This is a genomic window from Streptomyces sp. NPDC002640 (genome assembly GCF_053592575.1).
Genome location: NZ_JBSFVZ010000015.1, coordinates 21,940 through 41,812 on the forward strand (window position 1 = coordinate 21,940; position 19,873 = coordinate 41,812).

Consider the following 19,873-nt stretch of genomic DNA (forward strand, 5'->3'; position numbering starts at 1 on the left):
GGAGGTCGGCCGTCACCAGTACAGTTGAGCTCGGCTTCGGACGAGACCGCGTTCACGAGACGTGCATTCCCTGCGGCACTCCGCAGGCCGGCAGGGGGATCGGGGCATGCGCCGCCCCACGTTCCACGGAGGGGACCATGGTTCGAGTTCGAGGAACTTTCGAGTATCCCGACGACCTGACGCCGGGTCGGAGCAAGAACGGCGGGATGAACCACAATTGCTACAAGGATGGGCGCCTGGTAACGCAGGGAGCTTTCTTTCCCGACGAGGACGACAACGGAGAGGACGCACCCATCGAGGAACCGGTGTGGTCTTCTCAGCCGTTCGACTGCGGTTGTGAACACGAGGAAGGCACACGGGCCAAAGAGCGTTTGGACGTCGAGGAGATACTCGAGGCCGTGGTGATCCTCGTCAAGGCCGCGAACTGGGCCGCGCCGTTTGTCAGGAGCTTCTGGAACAACCAGGCCCTTCCGCTCGCCAGGCTTGTCCGCGAGAAATTCGCCCGGTCCCGCGAGGACGAGAGCGGGCGCGCGTCCACCGAAGCCACCGTCGCCGCCGAAGCCACACCGTCCAATGCGCCGCAGGAAGCGACTGCCGACCCCGAGGAAAACGGAGTCAGCATGAGCAGTGAAGAAGCCGCGGCGCGGCTCTACGCGGCAATCAAAGCCAAGCTGTTCAGCGATGAACAGGTGCGGATCCTTCGCAACGCGCGGATCGAGGACGGAGCCGCACCCTCGGAGTTGCGCCAAGCGCCGACCCTTACGTCTGAGCAAGTCGAAGAGGCCGTGAGGGCGGCGTTGGAAGAGAATCGCCCCTTGCTCGCCAGAGACACGGTCGCCGAACTCGAGAAGTACATTTCCCGGCTGCCCGTCACCAGCGGGCCGCGGGCCATCGAGAAATGACCGCAGGGGCCCATCAAGGCACCGCACGTGCATCCGGCCCCGCCGCAGCTCGAAACCACGCGGTATCCGACGGCTGCGGCGGCCAGGATCCTCCGGTCACCGCGCTGTGATCACGACATGCGAGGACGGGGGTCGCATCCGACCGCATCCAGCGGGATTCCTTCCGCGTCCCGCACGGGGCGCGTAGCGTTCGCCCGCCGTCTCGTGCCAGGAGGACACATGCAACGCGGTGAGGTCTGGTGGGTCGACTTCGACGAGCGACGCCCGGTCGTGCTGCTCTCGGACGAGGAGTCGTCCGGGTTCCGGGCGATGCAGGTCGTCGCGCCAGCGGGCGTCGACGTCAGCGGCCTGGGCGTGGAAGTGGCCGTGGGAGCCTCGGAGGGGCTGCCCTTCGAGGGCGTGCTGCGGGTGGCGTTCCCGCGTCCCGGCCTTACTCCGTGCACGTGGCTGACCACCCTGACCCGGGACGCCCTGATCGAGCGGGCGGGCGTGTTGTCCTCCGAGAAGCTCGGTGAGGTCGGCGAGGCCCTCCGTGCCGCCGGGCGGCGGAGGGAGTGGACCCCGTCGGCGGCGGCCAGGATCCGCGAGATCAAGGACGCCCGCCGTCTCCCCGGACTCGAGTAGCGGACGTGTCGTAGGAGACCCCCGTCAGCCGCTCCGACTCCGCCCACAGGCGGGCCGAGGCGCGGTCGTCGAGGGTCCAGGGGGCGCGCCAGGACGGGGCGGGGGCGCCGCGCCACATGAGGAAGGACGGGCCGGTGAAGGAGTCGGGGCGGACACCGGGGGCGGTGGCGGCGTACAGGGTGGGGAGGGCGCCCGCCTCGGCGGACTGGGCGACGGCGCGGTCGGCGAGGCGCAGCAGCCGCCGCAGGGTGTGCCGGCCCTCCATGGCGGGCCCGGCGGCGGTGAGGTTGGTGGCGGAGTAGCCGGGGTGGGCCGCCGCGGCGATGACGTCGGAGCCGGCCGCGGCGAGGCGGCGGGCCAGCTCGTGGGTGAAGAGCAGGTTCGCGGTCTTGGAGCGCCCGTAGGCGATCCACCGCCGGTAGCCGCGTTCGCCGTTGAGGTCGTGGATGTCCAGGTTGGCCAGCGCGTGCAGGAAACTGGAGACGGTGACGACGCGGGCGCCCGGGGTCGCGAGGAGGCGCGGCAGCAGCAGGCCGGTGAGGGCGAAGTGGCCGAGGTGGTTGACGCCGAACTGCGTCTCGAAGCCGTCGGCGGTGGTGCGGTGGGGCAGCGCCATGACACCGGCGTTGTTGACCAGCAGGTCGAGCCGGTCGTGCGGCAGGGCGTCGGCGAACGCGCGGACCGAGGAGAGGTCGGCCAGGTCCAGGCGGGCCACCTCCACCCGCGCGGCGGGGACCTCGGCGCGGATCCGCCCGGTGGCCTCCTCCCCCTTCGCCACGTCGCGGCAGGCGAGCACCACCTCGGCCCCGCGCCGCGCCAGCTCCAGCGCGGTGACCAGCCCGAGCCCTCCGTTGGCTCCGGTCACGACGGCGACACGGCCGCTCTGGTCGGGGATGTGCGACGCGGTCCAACGGGTCATCTGCGGGCGCCCTCTCACACTCGAACGGCTCCGGCCCCGGCCTCACTCCCGGCACCGGCACCGGCACTGGTTCCGGTTACGGCACCCCCACGGTACGCATGAGCCCCACCGGACGCCGAAGCCCCCACCGGCCCCGTCCCCACCGGAACCGCGCGCCGCGTCGCCCTCACTCGGCGGTGCCCGGAGCCGCGGCCCATTCGGTGGGCTGACCGGTGATCTTGGCGATCGTGTCGTAGTCGCCGTCGTAGTGCAGCACGACGGCGCCGTGCCGTTCCGCCACGGCGGCGATCAACAGGTCCGCCATGGACAGGGCCCTGTGGTGGCCCTGGGTGACCGCGGTCCCCTGCACCTCCAGGGCGCGCTCCCAGACCTCGTCGGGGGTGCTGAGCAGGTCGAAGCCCCGCAGCCAGGTGCGCAGCCGGGTCGCCTCGGCGGCGTTGCGCGCCGAGTACAGGACCTCCATCTCGACCGCCCCGCAGACGGCCAGCAACCCCCGTTCGTGCAAGGGCTTCACGGTCGCGCGCACGGCAGGCCTGCCGTACCTGGCCAGCGCGGACTTGTCGATGAGGAACCTCGGTGTCATGCGGCGCCCCGCTCGGCCTTCCCCGCCGGTCCGGTGGCGGCCTCGCGGCTGTCGTGGGTGAGGTCGACGTCGCCCCTGTCGAGGGCGTCGAAGAACTCCTGCCGCAGCCGGTACTTCACGGCCTCCTCCATCGCCGCGCGTACTGCCGCCGCCTTGGTCTTCGTCCCGTAGAGGCGCATGGCCTCGGTGACGATGTCGTCGTCCAGATCGATCACAGTACGAGCCATACCGAAAACGATACCGTTCTGACCACCCGATCCGATATCGATTCACCCGATGGGGGACAAGAGCACGTCACCACCGGAATCTCGGCGAGCTCGTCGTCCTCGCCTACCCAGGCCGGGCCGGGCGCGCCGGGGCGCGGAGCCGCGGGTGGTGCGCGTCATGGGGCGTACATGAGGTGTTCACGACAGGTTAGGGCCCGGGTACGGCACCGGCTCCTACGCTCCCCTGCGGCACGAGGCAGAACACCCCCACCGCCGTCCGGCGGCGGGCAGCGTACCCCTCACCCCTGGAGTGAACGTGGAACGTCGCAACCTCCTGCGCGCCGCTGTTCTCGGCGGCACCGCCGCCGCGTTCGGCGGGACCCTGTGGCGCGGCGCGGCCTACGCCGCCCCCGCGCAGCCCGGCACCGGCCCGTACGGCGCCCTCGGCTCCGCGGACGCGAACGGGATCCGGCTGCCCTCCGGCTTCACCAGCCGGGTGATCGCCCGCTCGCGGCAGAAGGTCTCCGGCACCGACTACACCTGGCACGACGCCCCCGACGGCGGCGCCTGCTACGCGGACGGCACGGGCTGGATCTACGTCTCCAACTCGGAGATCAGCTCCACGGGCGGCGCCGGCGCGGTGAAGTTCAACTCCTCGGGCACCGTGACGGGCGCGTACCGCATCCTCTCCAACACCAACGTCAACTGCGCGGGCGGCAAGACGCCGTGGAACACCTGGCTGTCCTGCGAGGAGGTGGACCGGGGGTACGTGTACGAGACGGACCCGTGGGGCGTGAAGGCGGCGGTGCGGCGCGACGCGATGGGGCGCTTCAAGCACGAGGCCGCCGCCTGCGACCCGGTCCGCCAGGTGATCTACCTGACCGAGGACGTCACCGACGGCGCGTTCTACCGCTTCCGTCCGACGACCTGGGGCGATCTGTCCTCCGGGACCCTGGAGGTCATGATCGGGTCCTCCGCGACCAGCGGCTCGGTCACCTGGGCCCGGGTGCCGGACCCGTCCGGCGCGACGGCCACCCGCAACCAGGTCTCCGGTACCAAGCGCTTCAACGGCGGCGAGGGCTGCTACTACGCGAACGGCACCTGCTGGTTCACCACCAAGGGCGACAACCGGGTGTGGGCCTACGACGCGGCGGCGTCGACCGTCTCGCTGGCCTACGACGACTCGCTGGTCACCTCCGGGACCGCCCCGCTGACCGGCGTGGACAACGTCACCGGCACCGCCTCGGGCGACCTGTACGTCGCGGAGGACGGCGGGAACATGGAGATCTGCGTGATCACGCCGCAGGGGGTGGTCGCGCCGTTCCTGCGGATCGGGGGCCAGTCCGGCTCGGAGATCACCGGCCCCGCCTTCTCCCCCGACGGCCGCCGCCTCTACTTCTCCAGCCAGCGCGGCACCAGCGGCTCCTCCTCCGGCGGCATCACCTACGAGGTCACGGGCCCCTTCCGCGCCTGACCCGGCCCCCGGCCCGCCCGCCGGTCCCACCGCGACGCCTGAGGGCCCGGAACCGCACGGCGGTTGCGGGCCCCCGGAACTCGCACGGACATCGGGCCGTTTCCCCTGCTGCATCCCAAGTCACGTGCCTACCATGCGCGTTGACAGGAGATCGTTCGCGGGACAGGAGAACAGCGCATGGCCGACACCTTCACCTCCAGCGGTTCGGTACCGGAGATCAACACCTCGGTGCCGCATTCGGCCCGGATGTGGAACTACTGGCTGGGTGGCAAGGACAACTACCCGGTGGACCAGCGGGCCGCCGAGCAGTTCCAGGCGGCGTTCCCGCAGATCGCCGAGAACGCCCGCTCCTTCCGCGCCTTCCTGCGCCGCGGTGTCACCTACCTCGCCGCGGACGCCGGCATCCGCCAGTTCCTCGACGTCGGCACCGGCCTGCCCACCGTCGACAACACGCACGAGCTCGCCCAGCGGGTGGCTCCCGAGTGCCGCATCGTCTACGTGGACAACGACCCGCTCGTCCTCACCCACGCCCGGGCCCTGCTCGTCGGCACCCCCGAGGGCGCCACCGACTACCTGCACGCCGACCTCCACGCCCCCGAGGCCATACTGGACGCGGCGCGCGGGACCCTCGACTTCGACAAGCCCGTCGCGGTCGTCCTCAGCGGCATCCTGGGGCACGTCATGGACGACGACCTGGCCCGCGACCTGGTGCGCCGCCTCCTCGCCCCGCTCGCCTCCGGCAGCCACGTCCTCATCTGCGACGGCACCGACACCAACGAGGTGCTCCGCGCCGCCCAGGAGGAGCACAACGACCGGGGCGCGGTCCAGTACCGTCTCCGCAGCCCCGAGATGTTCGCCTCGCTCTTCGACGGCCTGGACCTCGTCGACCCCGGGGTCGTCCCCTGCACCCGGTGGCGCCCCGAGCCGGGAGCGCCGGCCCCGCACGTCGACTCGTACGGAGCCGTCGGACGCAAGCCGTAGGGCGCCGCCGTCGGCGCGCGCGGCCGTCGAGCCCAGGCGCCGCGCCCGGCCCGGCGGTGTGCCCGGCCCGGCGGTGTGCCCGGCCAGGAACCGCGCGCCGACGGACACGAGCCGCAGGGCGCGAGCCGTCGGACACGAGCCGCAGGGCGCGACGCAAAGCCCGGACGCCGGGCACCCGACCCGGAGACGCACACAGCCGGGGACCACGCCCAGCCAGGAGCCACGCCCCGCCGGGCAGCCCGCCGAGCGCCGCACCCGCGCCGGGAGGCGTGTCGCGCGGGAGGCGTGTCGCGCGGGAGGCGCGCGGAAAGCGGAAAAAGGGAAGAGGCGGCACCCCCGCACATGGGGTGCCGCCTCCGCGGTTCGCCAGGGGCCGTGATGGCGCCGGCCGGATGAGGGTCACGGAACGGTGACCGGCTCCGGCCCCGTGGCGGGACCGGTCCGGCGGGGGCACATCCCCGCCGCACCGGGAGTCGGACCGGAGTGACCGGGGTCAGCGGAAGTCGCTGCCCTCGGACTCCGTGGCCGCGCGGCCCGCCTCCAGGCGCGCCACCGGGATCCGGAACGGCGAGCAGGAGACGTAGTCGAGGCCGACCTCGTGGAAGAAGTGGACCGAGTCCGGGTCGCCCCCGTGCTCGCCGCAGACGCCGAGCTTGATGCCGGGGCGGGTGGCCCGGCCGCGCTCGACACCGGTGCGGACCAGCTCGCCCACGCCGTCGCGGTCGATGGTCTCGAACGGGCTGACGCCGAAGATGCCCTTCTCCAGGTACTGGGAGAAGAAGGAGGCCTCGACGTCGTCGCGGCTGAAGCCCCAGGTGGTCTGGGTCAGGTCGTTGGTGCCGAAGGAGAAGAACTCCGCGGCCTCGGCGATCTGGCCGGCCGTCACCGCGGCGCGGGGCAGCTCGATCATGGTGCCGATGGCGATGTCGAGCTCGGCGCCGGAGGCCGCCTGGACCTCGCGGATGACCTGCTCGGCCTCCTCGCGGACGATCTCCAGCTCCTGGACGGTGCCGACCAGCGGGATCATGATCTCCGCGTGCGGGTCGCCGCCCGCCGCCCTGCGCTCGGCCGCGGCCTCCGCGATGGCGCGGACCTGCATGATGAACAGGCCGGGGATGACCAGGCCGAGGCGCACGCCGCGCAGGCCGAGCATCGGGTTCTGCTCGTGCAGGCGCTGCACGCAGTGGACCAGGCGCTGCGAGTCGGAGACGTCCTCGCCCTTGGCCTCGGCGACGGCGATCCGCACCGAGAGCTCGGTGAGGTCCGGCAGGAACTCGTGCAGCGGCGGGTCGATGAGGCGGACGGTGACCGGAAGGCCGTCCATCGCCTCGAAGAGCTCGACGAAGTCGCCCTTCTGCAGCGGCTGGAGCTGCGCGAGGGCCTCCTCCTGCTCCTGCGTGTTCTCGGCGAGGATCAGCCGCTCGACGAGCTCGCGGCGGTCGCCGAGGAACATGTGCTCGGTGCGGCACAGGCCGATGCCCTGGGCGCCGAAGCGGCGGGCGCGGGCGGCGTCCTCGGCGTTGTCGGCATTGGCGCGGACCTTGAGGCGGCGCTCGCCGTCGGCGAAGGTCATGATCCGGTGGACGGCCTTGACCAGCTCGTCGGCGTCCTGGGCGGCCGGGTCGGCCTTGCCCTCGAAGTACTCGACGACCGGCGACGGTACGACGGGTACCTCGCCGAGGTAGACCTTGCCGCTGGAGCCGTCGATGGAGATGACGTCGCCCTCGGCGACCACGCCGCCGCCGGGCACGGTCATCTTCCGCGCCTTGACGTCGACCTCGAGCTCCTCGGCGCCGCAGACGCAGGTCTTGCCCATGCCGCGGGCGACGACGGCGGCGTGCGAGGTCTTGCCGCCGCGGGAGGTCAGGATGCCCTCGGCGGCGATCATGCCGTCGAGGTCGTCGGGGTTGGTCTCGCGGCGGACCAGGATGACCTTCTCGCCGCGGGCGGCCCACTCGACGGCGGTCTTCGAGGAGAAGACGGCCTTGCCGACCGCCGCGCCCGGGGAGGCGGCGATGCCCTTGCCGGCCTGCTCCACCTGGGCGTCGGTGTCGAAGCGGGGGAACATCAGCTGGGCGAGCTGGGCGCCGGTGACGCGCTGCAGCGCCTCGGCCTCGTCGATCAGGCCCTGGTCGACGAGCTGCGTGGCGATGCGGAAGGCGGCGCCGGCGGTGCGCTTGCCGACGCGGGTCTGCAGCATCCAGAGCTTGCCGCGCTCGATGGTGAACTCGATGTCGCAGAGATCGCGGTAGTGGTTCTCCAGCGTCTCCATGATGTCCATGAGCTGGTCGTACGACGTCTTGTCGATCGACTCGAGCTCGGCGAGCGGCACGGTGTTGCGGATGCCGGCCACGACGTCCTCACCCTGCGCGTTCTGCAGGTAGTCGCCGTACACGCCCTGGTGTCCGGAGGCGGGGTCACGGGTGAACGCGACGCCGGTGCCGGAGTCGTCGCCGAGGTTGCCGAAGACCATGGAGCAGACGTTGACGGCGGTGCCCAGGTCGCCGGGGATGCGCTCCTGGCGGCGGTAGAGCTTGGCGCGGTCGGTGTTCCAGGAGTCGAAGACCGCCTTGATGGCGAGGTCCATCTGCTCGCGCGGGTCCTGCGGGAAGTCCCGGCCGGCCTCGGCCCGGACGATCTCCTTGAACCGGGCGACGAGCGCCTTCAGGTCGTCCGCGTCGAGGTCGGTGTCGACGGTGACGCCCTTGGCCTCCTTGGCCTCCTCGAGGGCGTCCTCGAAGAGGTCGCCCTCCACGCCGAGCACCGTCTTGCCGAACATCTGGATGAGGCGGCGGTAGGAGTCCCAGGCGAACCGCTCGTTTCCGGCCTGGTGGGCGAGGCCCTCGACGGAGGCGTCGGAGAGACCGATGTTGAGGACGGTGTCCATCATGCCCGGCATGGAGAACTTGGCGCCGGAGCGGACCGAGACCAGGAGAGGGTTGTCGGCCTGGCCGAGCTTCTTGCCCATCCGGTCCTCGAGGGCGTCGAGGTGCGCACTCACCTCGTCACGCAGTGCCACCGGCTCCCGGCCGCTCTCCAGGTAGACCTTGCAGGCCTCCGTGGTGATGGTGAAGCCGGGAGGCACCGGAAGACCGAGATTGGTCATCTCCGCGAGGTTCGCACCCTTGCCACCGAGGAGGTCCTTGAGGTCCTTGTTCCCCTCGGTGAAGTCGTAGACGAACTTCACCTTCTCAACGCGCGCACCGGAGTGGTGGGACTCGCTGCGGTCTTTGTTTACCAACACGGTTCTCGACTCCTCGAGGACGCGATGACTGCCCTGACGCCGAGGAACATACCCAGATCCAGGGGGTTCGGGTACGTCCGGGTTGGCGCCGCCGGCCCCCGAAGGGGGTCGGCGGGTTGATCGCCAAGTCAAGACTTGGCAAGCAATCCCGGCATTATGTGTTCAACTCTTGAACGGACACACCCGAAGAGAGCGGGGAGGGTGCTCAGATGAGCGGAGTTGTAGCTCGTCTGAATTTGACCGATGAACGATCATCCGATGGCACCGAGTGCCACGGCTTGATGAAGTGCAGCCAGCGCCTTTTCGCTCATCTGAGCGGATGATCTATCAAGGGTGGCGAGAATCACGCCCCGACGAGGGGGTGGATGTCACCATCCGGACGCCTGGTGGACATGTGGCGCCGCCTGCGCACATGAGCGCGGCACCCCTCGCACGCGTCACCCGGCCCCCCGCCCCGGCACCCCGCCCGGGGCCCCGCCCGAGGCCCCGGAGGGGAACAGTTCCGGACAACTCTCGACGGCAGGCGGCCCGCCCACCCCGCGACGGGCCCGGACGCGGCGCGGCGCCCCCGCGCCCACCCCGTCCGCCCGTGAAGGGCCGGTCACGCCGCGCAGTGCGCCGCGTCTCACAGCCCGCCCGGCCGGGCCGGGTCGTCGCAGGTCAGCCGCGAGGGCGCCGCCGCCCGGGGCCGTCCGGGGCATCGGGCGGAACACGCGGTCCCTTGTCTTTTGTGAAATGCCGATTACATGATGGTTTCGCGTGCTTAATAGACGTACTTCTTGGCAGACCTGACGGTATGTGTGGTCCGCGTCACGTCTGCCGTTCCCTGTGACCCCCGTTGGAGAGAACCCCGTGGACACCCCTGCAGCCGCCACCGACGCCGGCGGCCACGCCCGGCCGACGGAGACCGCGGACCAGCCCGCGGAGCCTGCGGATCCCGTCCACCTCCTGCCCTCCACGGCCCGGGAGCCCGAGCGGCTCCCCGCGCTCCCCGACGTGCCCGAGGTGCCCTCCGCTCCCGGCATCGCCCACGACCCCGCCACGCTCGCCGGCTCCCTGCACGCCCGGGCCTGCCTGGTGCTGGACGAGAACTGGCAGGGCGCGTCCACCGTGCCGTCCCGCTCGCTCTACCCCCACCAGTGGTCGTGGGACTCCGCGTTCATCGCGATCGGTCTGCGCCACCTCTCCGCGCTGCGCGCCCAGACGGAGCTGCTGACCCTCTTCTCCGCGCAGTGGGACGACGGCCGGATCCCGCACATCGTCTTCAACCCCGCGGTGCCGCACGACGCGTACTTCCCGAGCCCCGACTTCTGGCGCTCCCGGACGGACGGCCGCCCCTCCGGCGCGCCGCCGGTCGTCCAGACGTCGGGCATCGTCCAGCCCCCGGTGCACGCGCTGGCCGTGTGGCTGACGCACCGGGCGGACCCCGGCCTGTCCCGGACCAACGGCTTCCTGCGCCGCGCCTACCCGCACCTGGTGTCCTGGCACAACTACCTGCTGCGCCACCGCGACCTGGGCGGCGGCGGCCTGGTGAGCGTGGTGCACCCCTGGGAGCAGGGCATGGACAACAGCCCCTGCTGGGACCCGCCGCTCTCCCGGGTGACCCCCGCCCCGGCGGGGTCGTTCACCCGCGCCGACCTCGCGCACGGCGCCCCCGAGGACCGGCCCACCGACCTGGACTACGGCCGGTACGTCAAGCTGGCCATGGACTACCGGGACCGCGGCTACGTCGACGGCCGCGGCGAGTTCGCCGTGGAGGACCCGGCGTTCAACGCGCTGCTGATCGCCTCCGAGCACTCCCTGGGCCTGATCGAGGCCGAGCTCGGCATCCGGGCCACGGCCCGTCACGTCCGGGCCGCGCGGCTCACCCGGGCCCTGGTCGACCGGCTGTGGAGCGAGGAGCACGGCGCCTTCCTCTGCCGCGACGTCCTCGTCGACGAGCTGATCGAGGAGCACGGTGTCGCCCAGCTGATCCCGCTGATCCTGCCCACCCTGGACGAGGAGGTCGCCGGAGCGCTGGTGGAGACGCTCCGCGGGCCGCGGTTCGGGCTCGGCACGACCACCCGGCTGGTGCCCAGCTACGACCTGACCGGCGCCTGCTTCGACCCGCACCGCTACTGGCGCGGCCCCGCCTGGTTCAACGTCGGCTGGCTGGTGGAGCGCGGCCTGCGGACGCACGGCCGCACCGGGCTCGCCGCCCGCCTGCGCGACGCACTGATCGAGGCGGCGGGTTCCTCGGACTTCGCCGAGTACGTCGACCCGTACACCACCGAGGCCTGCGGCGCCCGGGAGTTCTCCTGGACCGCCGCGCTCACCCTCGACCTCCTGCACCGCTCGGAGGAGGCGTTCGACGACCAGTCCCGCGCCGTCCGCGCGGCCGCGGGCACCGCCACCGCCGCAGCCGGGACCACCGCCACAACCGCAGCCGCCACCACGGCCCCGGCCACCGGCTGACGACCACCGCCCTTTCGACGGGACAGAGGGGGAGTTCGCGGACGAGGTCCGGGGCGGGAGGGGCGCCGACCGGTCACGAACCGGTCCCGTCCGCTCTCTTGACGCCGACGCGTCGATCTCGCTTGGATGGCGGGCGCATGACACTGGGAGCGCTCCCACACCTCACGCCCTCCCTGGTACCTCTCTTCCCGTCCCCACACGATTGCGAGAGCCGATCCGTGCGTCCCCTTCCGAAGGCCCGATCCTTCCTCGCCGCCGCGGCCGTCGCGGCCGCACTCGCAGGCCTGTCCGTCACGCCGTCCGCCGCGCAGAGCGAGCCGTCCTCCGGCCACTTATCCACCGCGTCCGCCGCCGGGTCCCCGGGGCGCACGCTCGCCCCGGGCACCAAGTTCTACATCGAGGGGAACAGCAAGGCCTTCGCCCAGGCCATCACCGACCGCAAGGCGGGTGACACGGCGAACGCCAAGCTGATGGACGCGATGGCGTCGTACCCGGTCGCGCAGTGGTTCACCGGCTCCACCACCCTGAAGCAGACGACCGACTCGATGGCCCTGCTGCAGTCCAAGGCCGCACCGCAGCAGCGGGTCCCGGTCACCGTCGCCTACAACGTGCCGGGGCGCGACTGCTCGCAGTACTCGGGCGGCGGCGCCTCCAACAGCGCGGAGTACGCCGCCTGGGTCGACGCCCTGGCCAAGGGCATCGGCGACCGGAAGACCGTGGTCCTCCTGGAGCCCGACGGGCTCGCCCTCTCCCCCGCCTTCTGCGGCGGCACCGCCGAGCAGCAGGCCACCCGGCTCCAGGAGATCAACGACGCCGTCGACCGGCTGGCGCAGCAGCCCGGCGCGGTCGTCTACCTGGACGCGGGCCACAGCTCCTGGCACGCCGTCGGCGAGATGGCCGAACTCCTCATCGACGGCGGGATATCCCGGGCGCAGGGCTTCTTCCTCAACGTCTCCAACTACCGCACCGACGGCGAACTGATCCGCTACGGCACGCAGGTCGCGAAGTGCGTCTGGTACCTGCGGAACACCGAGGGCTCCGCACCGGGCGACTGCCCCAACCAGTGGTGGCCCGCGGCCGACGCGGACGCCTGGTACGCCTCGCACGTGCCGGCCGACGCCGAACTGACGCACTTCGTGATCGACACCAGCCGCAACGGCAAGGGCCCGTGGACGCCGACCGTGTCCTACCCGGACCCGCAGGAGTGGTGCAACCCGCCCGGCCGCGGCCTCGGCGTCCGGCCCACCAGCCAGACCGGTGTGCCGCTGCTGGACGCCTACCTGTGGATCAAGGTCCCCGGTGAGTCCGACGGCAGCTGCACCCGCGGCACGGCGGGCCCCGAGGACCCGGAGTACGGGATCGTCGACCCGGCCGCCGGCGCGTGGTGGCCCGACCAGGCCCACACCCTGGCGGCCAACGCGGTCCCCGCGCTGAGGTTCAACACCGACTGGTAGGCCCCACGGCGCGGCGCCCGGTCGACGGACCGGGCGCCGTTCCGGCAGGGCGGGCGGCAGGCGTCAGCCGCCGGAGGTCTCCAGCTCCGCGTCCGCCGCCACGCCCGAGCAGTCGTACGGGTCCTCCAGCCAGCCGTCCGGCAGGGCCACCCGGTTGTTGCCGGAGGTCCGGCCGCGCGGGCCGTCGGCGCCGGCCGGCCAGGGCTGGTCGAGGTCCAGCTCGTCCAGCCCGGCGCGCAGGGCGTCGAGCGACGAGGTGATCGCCAGGCGCTTGCGCATCTCGGATCCGACCGCGAAGCCCTTGAGGTACCAGGCGACGTGCTTGCGGAAGTCGATCACGCCGCGGGCCTCGTCGCCGATCCACTCGCCGAGCAGCGTGGCGTGCCGCACCATCGCGTCGGCGACCTCGCGCAGCGTGGGGGCGACCCGGTCCTCGCGGCCCTCGAAGGCGGCGACCAGGTCGGCGAAGAGCCACGGGCGGCCCAGGCAGCCGCGGCCGACGACCACGCCGTCGCAGCCGGTCTCGCGGACCATGCGCAGGGCGTCCTCGGCGCACCAGATGTCGCCGTTGCCCAGCACCGGGATCTCCGGCACGTGCTCCTTGAGGCGCGCGATGGCGTCCCAGTCGGCGGTGCCGCCGTAGTGCTGCGCGGTGGTGCGGCCGTGCAGGGCGATGGCGGTGACGCCCTCCTCGACGGCGATCCGGCCGGCGTCCAGGTAGGTGAGGTGGTCGTCGTCGATGCCCTTGCGCATCTTCATGGTGACCGGCAGCGCCCCGGCCTCGGAGACCGCCTCGCGCAGGATGGACCGGAGCAGGTTCCGCTTGTACGGCAGCGCGGAGCCGCCGCCCTTGCGGGTGACCTTGGGCACCGGGCAGCCGAAGTTCAGGTCAATGTGGTCGGCGAGGTCCTCGTCGACGATCATGCGCACGGCCTTGCCGACGGTCACCGGGTCGACGCCGTACAGCTGGATCGACCGCGGCTTCTCGCTCGCGTCGAAGTGGATCAGCTGCATGGTCTTCTCGTTGCGCTCGACCAGCGCCCGCGTGGTGATCATCTCGCTGACGAACAGGCCCTTGCCGCCGCTGAACTCCCGGCACAGGGTGCGGAAGGGCGCGTTGGTGATGCCGGCCATGGGGGCGAGCACCACGGGCGGCTGGACGGTGTGCGGACCGATCCGCAGGGTCTGCGAGGGGGTCATCACGGGCGTGGACATTCCCCCATTGTCCCTCACCGCCGCCGTGACCCCGCAAGGCGGTCGGGGCGGCGCCCGGCGAACGGGCGTCGCCCCCGGTCAGCCCCGCTGAACGGGCCCGTCGCCCCCGGTCAGCCCCGGTGGACGGCTCCGCCGCGGCCCCGCCTCGTCGACGCCCGCCTCGTCGACGCCCGCCTCCCGCAGCCGCCCGGCCCGCTCGGCGGAGGTCCGCCGGCTGCCCGTCACGCCGATGTACGCGGCGGGGGTGCGCAGCGCCTCGACCAGCAGCGGGACGGAGAAGCGGGGCCGTGGGCGGCCGCCGCGCGGCGCTGCCGTGCGCGTCGACGAGCAGGGCCACCGCGACGCCGGTTCCGGCCCGGTGCCGGCGGCGCCACGGGGTCGGCAGGTCGTCCGTGCGGAGCGTTTTAACACTTAAGCAGTTTTAAAGACACCCCTTGTGGCCCGCACCGCGGGGGTGTTAGACATCTCCGCAATCGACTGTTCAGGCATTAGATAACTCTGTGTAGCGGTGGCGCTCCTCCGGTCGCCGTGTCGCTGGAGGTCCCTGCCCCATGCTCCTGCTTCCCAACGGCCTGGTCGCGCCGACCCAGCGTTCCCTGGCCCCCTTCGTCCTGCACCGCCCCGGTTCGCTCGACGAGGCGGTGGCCGAGGGGGCGCGGCCCGGCGCCGTCTACGCCCAGGGCTGCAGCGACCTGTTCGCGCGGTTCCGCGAGGGTCTGCGCTGCGACAGCCTGGTCTCGCTGGAACGGGTCGCCGGCCTCACCGGGACCTCGGTCCGCGACGGCGCCCTGGAGATCGGCGCGGGCGTCGCCCACCACGACGGCGCCCACGACCCGGTCGTCCGCGCGGCGCTGCCGGCCTTCGCCGACGCCTGGGGGCGGATCGCCAACCACCGGATCCGGCAGCGCGCGACGATCGGCGGCAACCTCATGGCCCGCCGCACCCGCTACGAGATGTCGATCATGCTCCAGGCGCTCGGTGCCCGCCTGCGCCTGCGCACCCCCGACGGCCCGCTGGAGCTGGACCCGGCGGCCCTGTGGGAGCGCGCCGAACCGCACGGCGCCCTGCTGACCTCCATCGTCGTGCCGGACACCGGGCGCCTCTGGTTCGGCTACGAGCGGTCCATGCGCCCGCTGGCCACCGCCGCGGTGGCGGTGCGGGGCGAGGAGGTGACGCTGACGGTGGGCTCGGAGTACACCCGCCCGCACACCGTCCGCCTGGCGCTCGGCGAGGACCCGGCGCGCGCGGCCGCGACGCTGCCGGACAGCCTCGGCGACGCCGCCGCGAGCGCCGACTACCGCCGCCACCTGGCGGGGGTCCTGCTGCGCCGCCTGCTGAACGCCCGTACCCAGGAGCAGAAGGAGGCCGCGTGACCACCGACACCGACCGGAGCGCACACCCCGACCGGAGCACCGACACCGACCGGAGCGCCGTCCACCGCATCACCGTCGACGTCGAGGTCGACGGCCGCCGCCGCCGCGAGGAGATACCCGCGCACACCGTGCTGCTGGACCTGCTGCGCGGGCGGATGGGCAACACGGGCGTCAAGGCCTCCTGCGAGCGCGGCGTCTGCGGCGCGTGCACCACGCTGATCGACGGCGTGCCGACCGCCTCCTGCAGCGTCTTCGCCTTCAGCGTGGACGGCCGCTCGGTGGAGACCGTCGCCGGGCAGTCCGAGGGCGGCGAACCCGGTCCGGTGCAGCGGGCGTTCGCCGAGCGCGGCGGCTTCCAGTGCGGCTACTGCACACCGGGCATGGTGATGCTGACCACCGCGCTGCTGCGCGAGGACCCCGACCCCACCGAGGAGCGGATCCGCGAGTGGATCTCCTCCAACATCTGCCGGTGCACCGGCTACCAGATGATCGTCGACTCGGTCCGCCGGGCCGCCGAGCTGATCCGGGAGGAAGCGTGACCGAGGTTGTCGGCGGGCGGACGGGCGCCTTCGGCTCCACCGCGCCGCGCAAGGACGCGAAGCTCAAGGTCACCGGCGCGGCCCGGTACACGGCGGACGTCACCCTGCCCGGGATGCTGCACGCCAAGGTGCTGCGCAGCCCGCACGCCCACGCGCGGCTGCTCCGGGTGGACGCCGCGCGGGCCCGCGCGGTGCCCGGCGTGCACGCGGTGATCACCCGCGACGACCTGGACGGACTGGACGCCGTCTACGGCTACTTCATCAAGGACCAGCCGGTCGTCGCCACCGACCGGGTGCGCTACGCCGGTGACCCGGTGGCCGCGGTGGCCGCGGAGGACGAGGCGGCGGCGCTCGAGGCGCTGGCGCTGATCGACGTCGAGTACGAGGTGCTGGACGCCGTGCCCGACGTGGAGGCGGCGCTGGCCGAGGGCGCGCCGGAGCTGTTCCCGGGCGACAAGCCGCGCGGCGTCGTGCCCCCGTACGGCGCCGGCGCCTCCGCCGAGCTGTGGCCGCGGCCCAACGTCTGCTACGAGTTCCGGTACGAGACCGGCTCCGCGGACGTCTGGGAGCGCTGCGACCACGTCTTCGAGGACACCTTCGTCTTCTCCCGGATGAACCACTTCCACCTCGAGCCCTTCGTCACCGTCGCCGACGCGCGCGGCGACGGGATCGAGGTGTGGACCTCCACCCAGAACCCGTTCCCGCTGCGCAAGGAGATCGCCCGGGTGTTCCGGGTGGAGGAGTCCTCGGTGCGGGTCAACGTGCCGTTCGTGGGCGGCGGTTTCGGTTCCAAGCACAACTGCAAGACGGAGCCGGTGGCGATCCTGCTGTCCCGACTGACCGGCCGGCCGGTGCGCTACTGCCTGACCACCGAGGAGGGCTTCCTCACGCTCAGCCAGCACGCCGCGGTGCTGAAGGTCCGCACCGGGCTGACGGCCGACGGCGTCCTCCTGGCCCGGGAGAGCGAGGTGCTGCTCGACGCGGGGGCGTACACCGACGGCAGTCCGCTGGTCGCCGAGAAGGCCGGGTACCGCATACCGGGGCCGTACCGGTGGGAGCACGTCCGCTCCTCGTGCGCCTGCGTGATGACCTCGACGACGCCGGCCGGGCCGTTCCGCGGCTTCGGCGCGACCCAGGCGACCTGGGCGAGCGAGAGCCAGATCGACATGATCGCCCGCCGGCTCGGCATGGACCCCTACGAGCTGCGGGTGAAGAACCTGCGGGCGCTGGGCGAGCCGTTCATGCCGGGCGAGAGCGGCATCGACAGCGACCTGGTCGAAGGGCTGGACCTGGTCGCCGCGGAGCTCGGGTACCACGGGCGGGATGCGGCGCCGAACCGCGGCATGGGGCTGGCCGTCGGCTTCAAGGACGGCGGCGGCGTCAACAAGCCGGCGCAGGCCCGGGTGAAGATCAACGCCACCGGGCAGGTCATCGTCTCCAGCGGCTCGGTGGAGATCGGCCAGGGCATCTCCACGGCGCTCTGCCTGGTCGCCGCCGAGGTGCTGGGGCTGCCGCCGGAGCGGGTCTCCTACGCTCCGGTCTCCACCGACACCTCGCCCTTCGACCAGGGCACCAACGCCTCCTCGGGCATGACGGTGATGGGCCGCGCGGTGCAGCTCGCCGCCGAGCGGGCCCGCGACCGCGTCCTGGAGTTCGCCGCCGGACGGCTGGACTGCGCGCCGGGCGACCTGGAACTCGTCGACTGGGGCGTACGGCTCGGTGACACGGTCCATCCCCTGCCGCCGATGATCGCGGCGGTCTTCGGCGGGACCGGCTTCGAGTTCAGCGGCGACGGCTTCTTCAAGGCGCCCAACTCGCACGACGCCCCGCTGGAGGCGCCGTGCGTCTTCTGGGAGATCGGCTGGGCCGGTGCCGAGGTGGAGGTGGATCCGGACACCGGCGCGGTGACGGTGCTGAAGCTGGTCGCCTCCGGCGACGTGGGCCGGGCGGCGAACAAGCTGGTGGTCCGCGGCCAGGAGGAGGGCGCCGCGCTGATGGGCTACGGCCAGGCGCTGTTCGAGGAGATGCGCTACGAGGACGGCGTCCTGGTCAACGGCGAGGCGCTCGACTACCGGGTGCCGATGGCCGAGGACCTGCCCGCCTCGTTCGTCTCCGTCTCCCAGGAACAGGGGCACGGGCCCGGGCCGTTCGGCGCCAAGGGCGCCGGCGAGGGCACCATGGTGCCGATCGCCGCCGCCATCGCCAACGCCGTCCAGGACGCCACCGGCGCCCGGGTCACCACCCTGCCGCTGACCCCCGAACGGGTCTTCCGCGCCCTGCGCGAGGCGGCCCCGGCGGCCGGCTGACCCCGCCCCGCCCCGCGGCCCCCAGGACGCACTCCCGTGCCTGCCCGGCGCCGATACCGAGGCCGATGCCGAAGAGTTGCGTTTCCCGAGAGTTAATTCAGGTCCAAATTATTGACCGCTTAGATAACCGGCTCTAGTGTCGCCGCATCCCTGCTGACTCCCGCTTGTTCGCGGAAGGATTCCCATGACGACCGTGGCAACGAAAGAAGCGGTGGGCGCCGGCTCCATCGCCGCGAGGCTGGAGCGGCTGCCGCACTCCCGCTGGCACGTCAAGGTCCGTTTCCTCATCGGTGCCGTCACCTTCTTCGAGGCATTCGACCAGCTGCTCGCCGCCTCCGCCCTGCCCGTCCTGACCGAGCACTGGAACCTGTCCACCGCCCAGGCCACCTTCGCCGTCACGGCCGCCTCCGTGGGCATGCTGCTGGGCGCGTTCGTCGCCGGCTGGCTCGGCGACCGGATCGGCCGGGTACGCACGGTCGCCCTCGGCGTGTTCCTCACGGGTCTCGCCAGCATCGCGGTGGCGGCCTCGCCGAACATCGAGATGTTCGCCCTGTTCCGCTTCCTCCAGGGCATCGGCATCGGCGGCGTGGTCCCGATCGCGGCCACCTACATCAACGAGATCGCCCGCTCCGACAGCCGCGGCAAGCTGGTCCTGCTCTACGAGCTGATCTTCCCGGCCGGCCTCTCCGCGGCCTCGCTGACCGCCGTGTGGGTGGTGCCCAACCTGGGCTGGCAGGCGATGTTCCTGATCGGCGGCCTGCCGGTCCTGCTGGCGCTGGTCCTGGTGCGCAAGGTGCCGGAGTCGCCGCGCTGGCTGGCCTCCCAGGGCCGTCTGGAGGAGGCCGACGCGGTCCTTACCCGGATCGAGGAGGAGGTCGCCGCCTCGACCGGTGAGCCGCTGCCGAAGCCCGGCCCGGACATCGCCGCCGAGGAGTCCCGGGGCCGGCTCCGGGAGATCTTCCAGGGCCGCTACCTGCGCCGTACCGCCATCCTGTCGACCATGTGGTTCGTCGCCTACTACGTCAACCACGGCATCTCGACCTGGCTGCCGTCGCTGTACACCAAGCAGTTCGGCCTGGACCTCACCACGGCGCTGGTCTACTCGCTGCTCAGCAACGCCACCGGCCTGATCGGCACGCTGATCGCCGCCCTGGTGGTCGACCGCATCGGCCGCAGGCCGCTGCTGCTGACCGCGCTGATCGGCACGGCGGCGGCGCTGGCCGGCCTCGCGGTGGCGGGCGCCACCTCCAGCGGGCAGGTCGCGCTGTTCGCGTCCTGCACCACCTTCTTCATCTTCGTGATCAACGCCTCGCTGTACCTGTACTCGCCGGAGCTGTACCCGACGGGCAACCGCGCCAAGGGCGCGGCGTTCGGCGGCGTCTGGAACCGCCTGGGCGTGATCCTCGGACCGGTCGCGGTCGGCGCGATCATCGCCTCCGGGGCGGACCTGCGCATGGTCTTCGTCCAGCTCGCGGTGGTCGCCGGCGTGGGCGCGGTGGTTGCCTGCTTCGCGGTGGAGACCAAGGGGAAGACGCTGGAGGAGCTCAACGCCTGAGCCGTCCCACGGCGCGCGAAGGGCCGGACGTCCCGAAGCCGGGA

General features: G+C 72.3%; 15 protein-coding genes and 1 pseudogene. 10 read left to right on the top strand and 6 right to left on the bottom strand.

Annotation, left to right across the window (positions count from 1 at the left end; translation table 11 throughout):
- The first annotated feature begins 137 nt into the window (after positions 1-137).
- Both ACWD3O_RS20135 and ACWD3O_RS20140 read left to right on the top strand, forming a co-directional pair.
- Positions 138-902, top strand: coding sequence for a hypothetical protein (locus ACWD3O_RS20135; protein ID WP_451409865.1), 765 nt, complete (start codon positions 138-140; stop codon positions 900-902).
- Between the two features lie 219 nt (positions 903-1,121).
- Complete coding sequence (locus ACWD3O_RS20140) at positions 1,122-1,526, top strand: type II toxin-antitoxin system PemK/MazF family toxin (protein ID WP_451416815.1); 405 nt, start codon at positions 1,122-1,124, stop codon at positions 1,524-1,526.
- Here ACWD3O_RS20140 and ACWD3O_RS20145 read toward each other — a convergent pair.
- The 3 genes from ACWD3O_RS20145 to ACWD3O_RS20155 form a co-directional block, all read right to left on the bottom strand.
- The gene (locus ACWD3O_RS20145) at positions 1,492-2,445 is read right to left on the bottom strand and encodes an oxidoreductase (RefSeq protein ID WP_451416816.1); all 954 of its coding nucleotides are present in this window, start codon (positions 2,443-2,445) and stop codon (positions 1,492-1,494) included. The two genes, ACWD3O_RS20140 and ACWD3O_RS20145, sit on opposite strands and share 35 nt — an antisense overlap.
- 166 nt (positions 2,446-2,611) lie before the next feature.
- Entirely contained in the window at positions 2,612-3,028 is a 417-nt protein-coding gene (locus tag ACWD3O_RS20150) for a PIN domain-containing protein (protein WP_451409862.1), read from the bottom strand.
- Positions 3,025-3,255 carry a type II toxin-antitoxin system VapB family antitoxin gene (locus ACWD3O_RS20155; RefSeq protein WP_451409861.1) on the bottom strand — a complete coding sequence of 77 codons (231 nt, stop codon included), beginning with the start codon at positions 3,253-3,255 and terminating at the stop codon, positions 3,025-3,027. The genes ACWD3O_RS20150 and ACWD3O_RS20155 overlap by 4 nt, the downstream gene beginning before the upstream one ends.
- A gap of 295 nt (positions 3,256-3,550) precedes the next feature.
- On the opposite strand from ACWD3O_RS20155, the gene ACWD3O_RS20160 reads away from it, so the two are divergent.
- Both ACWD3O_RS20160 and ACWD3O_RS20165 read left to right on the top strand, forming a co-directional pair.
- A complete protein-coding gene (locus ACWD3O_RS20160; RefSeq protein ID WP_451416817.1) occupies positions 3,551-4,708 on the top strand; it encodes an alkaline phosphatase PhoX in 1,158 nt (385 codons plus the stop codon).
- 177 nt (positions 4,709-4,885) lie between these two features.
- Entirely contained in the window at positions 4,886-5,689 is an 804-nt protein-coding gene (locus ACWD3O_RS20165; protein WP_451416818.1) for an SAM-dependent methyltransferase, read from the top strand.
- 493 nt (positions 5,690-6,182) lie between these two features.
- On the opposite strand, the gene ppdK is transcribed toward ACWD3O_RS20165, so the two are convergent.
- Positions 6,183-8,933 (bottom strand): pyruvate, phosphate dikinase, encoded by a 2,751-nt coding sequence (gene ppdK / locus ACWD3O_RS20170; RefSeq protein WP_451416819.1) that lies wholly within the window; start codon positions 8,931-8,933, stop codon positions 6,183-6,185.
- A 948-nt stretch (positions 8,934-9,881) separates the two neighbouring features.
- Here ppdK and ACWD3O_RS20175 point away from each other — a divergent pair.
- Both ACWD3O_RS20175 and ACWD3O_RS20180 read left to right on the top strand, forming a co-directional pair.
- The gene (locus tag ACWD3O_RS20175) at positions 9,882-11,387 is read left to right on the top strand and encodes an MGH1-like glycoside hydrolase domain-containing protein (protein WP_451416899.1); all 1,506 of its coding nucleotides are present in this window, start codon (positions 9,882-9,884) and stop codon (positions 11,385-11,387) included.
- A gap of 218 nt (positions 11,388-11,605) precedes the next feature.
- Positions 11,606-12,841 carry a glycoside hydrolase family 6 protein gene (locus tag ACWD3O_RS20180; protein WP_451409857.1) on the top strand — a complete coding sequence of 412 codons (1,236 nt, stop codon included), beginning with the start codon at positions 11,606-11,608 and terminating at the stop codon, positions 12,839-12,841.
- A 63-nt stretch (positions 12,842-12,904) separates the two neighbouring features.
- Here ACWD3O_RS20180 and dusB read toward each other — a convergent pair whose 3' ends face one another.
- Positions 12,905-14,056 (bottom strand): tRNA dihydrouridine synthase DusB, encoded by a 1,152-nt coding sequence (gene dusB, locus ACWD3O_RS20185; RefSeq protein WP_451409856.1) that lies wholly within the window; start codon positions 14,054-14,056, stop codon positions 12,905-12,907.
- Positions 14,057-14,158: 102 nt separating this feature from the next.
- Positions 14,159-14,341, bottom strand: a pseudogene (locus ACWD3O_RS20190) (XdhC family protein); the annotation flags it as partial.
- Positions 14,342-14,607: 266 nt separating this feature from the next.
- Between ACWD3O_RS20190 and ACWD3O_RS20195 the strand changes: the two are divergent.
- From ACWD3O_RS20195 to ACWD3O_RS20210, 4 genes are all read left to right on the top strand, one after another.
- A complete protein-coding gene (locus tag ACWD3O_RS20195) occupies positions 14,608-15,429 on the top strand; it encodes an FAD binding domain-containing protein (protein WP_451416820.1) in 822 nt (273 codons plus the stop codon).
- Positions 15,426-15,968, top strand: a complete 543-nt coding sequence (locus tag ACWD3O_RS20200; RefSeq protein WP_451416821.1) for a (2Fe-2S)-binding protein — start codon at positions 15,426-15,428, stop codon at positions 15,966-15,968. Before ACWD3O_RS20195 ends, ACWD3O_RS20200 begins: the two co-directional genes overlap by 4 nt.
- Positions 15,965-18,274, top strand: coding sequence for a xanthine dehydrogenase family protein molybdopterin-binding subunit (locus ACWD3O_RS20205; RefSeq protein WP_451416822.1), 2,310 nt, complete (start codon positions 15,965-15,967; stop codon positions 18,272-18,274). The genes ACWD3O_RS20200 and ACWD3O_RS20205 overlap by 4 nt, the downstream gene beginning before the upstream one ends.
- Before the next feature lie 184 nt (positions 18,275-18,458).
- On the top strand, positions 18,459-19,829 hold the full coding sequence (locus ACWD3O_RS20210; protein WP_451409852.1) for an MFS transporter: 1,371 nt from the start codon (positions 18,459-18,461) through the stop codon (positions 19,827-19,829).
- The last annotated feature ends 44 nt before the right edge of the window (positions 19,830-19,873 follow it).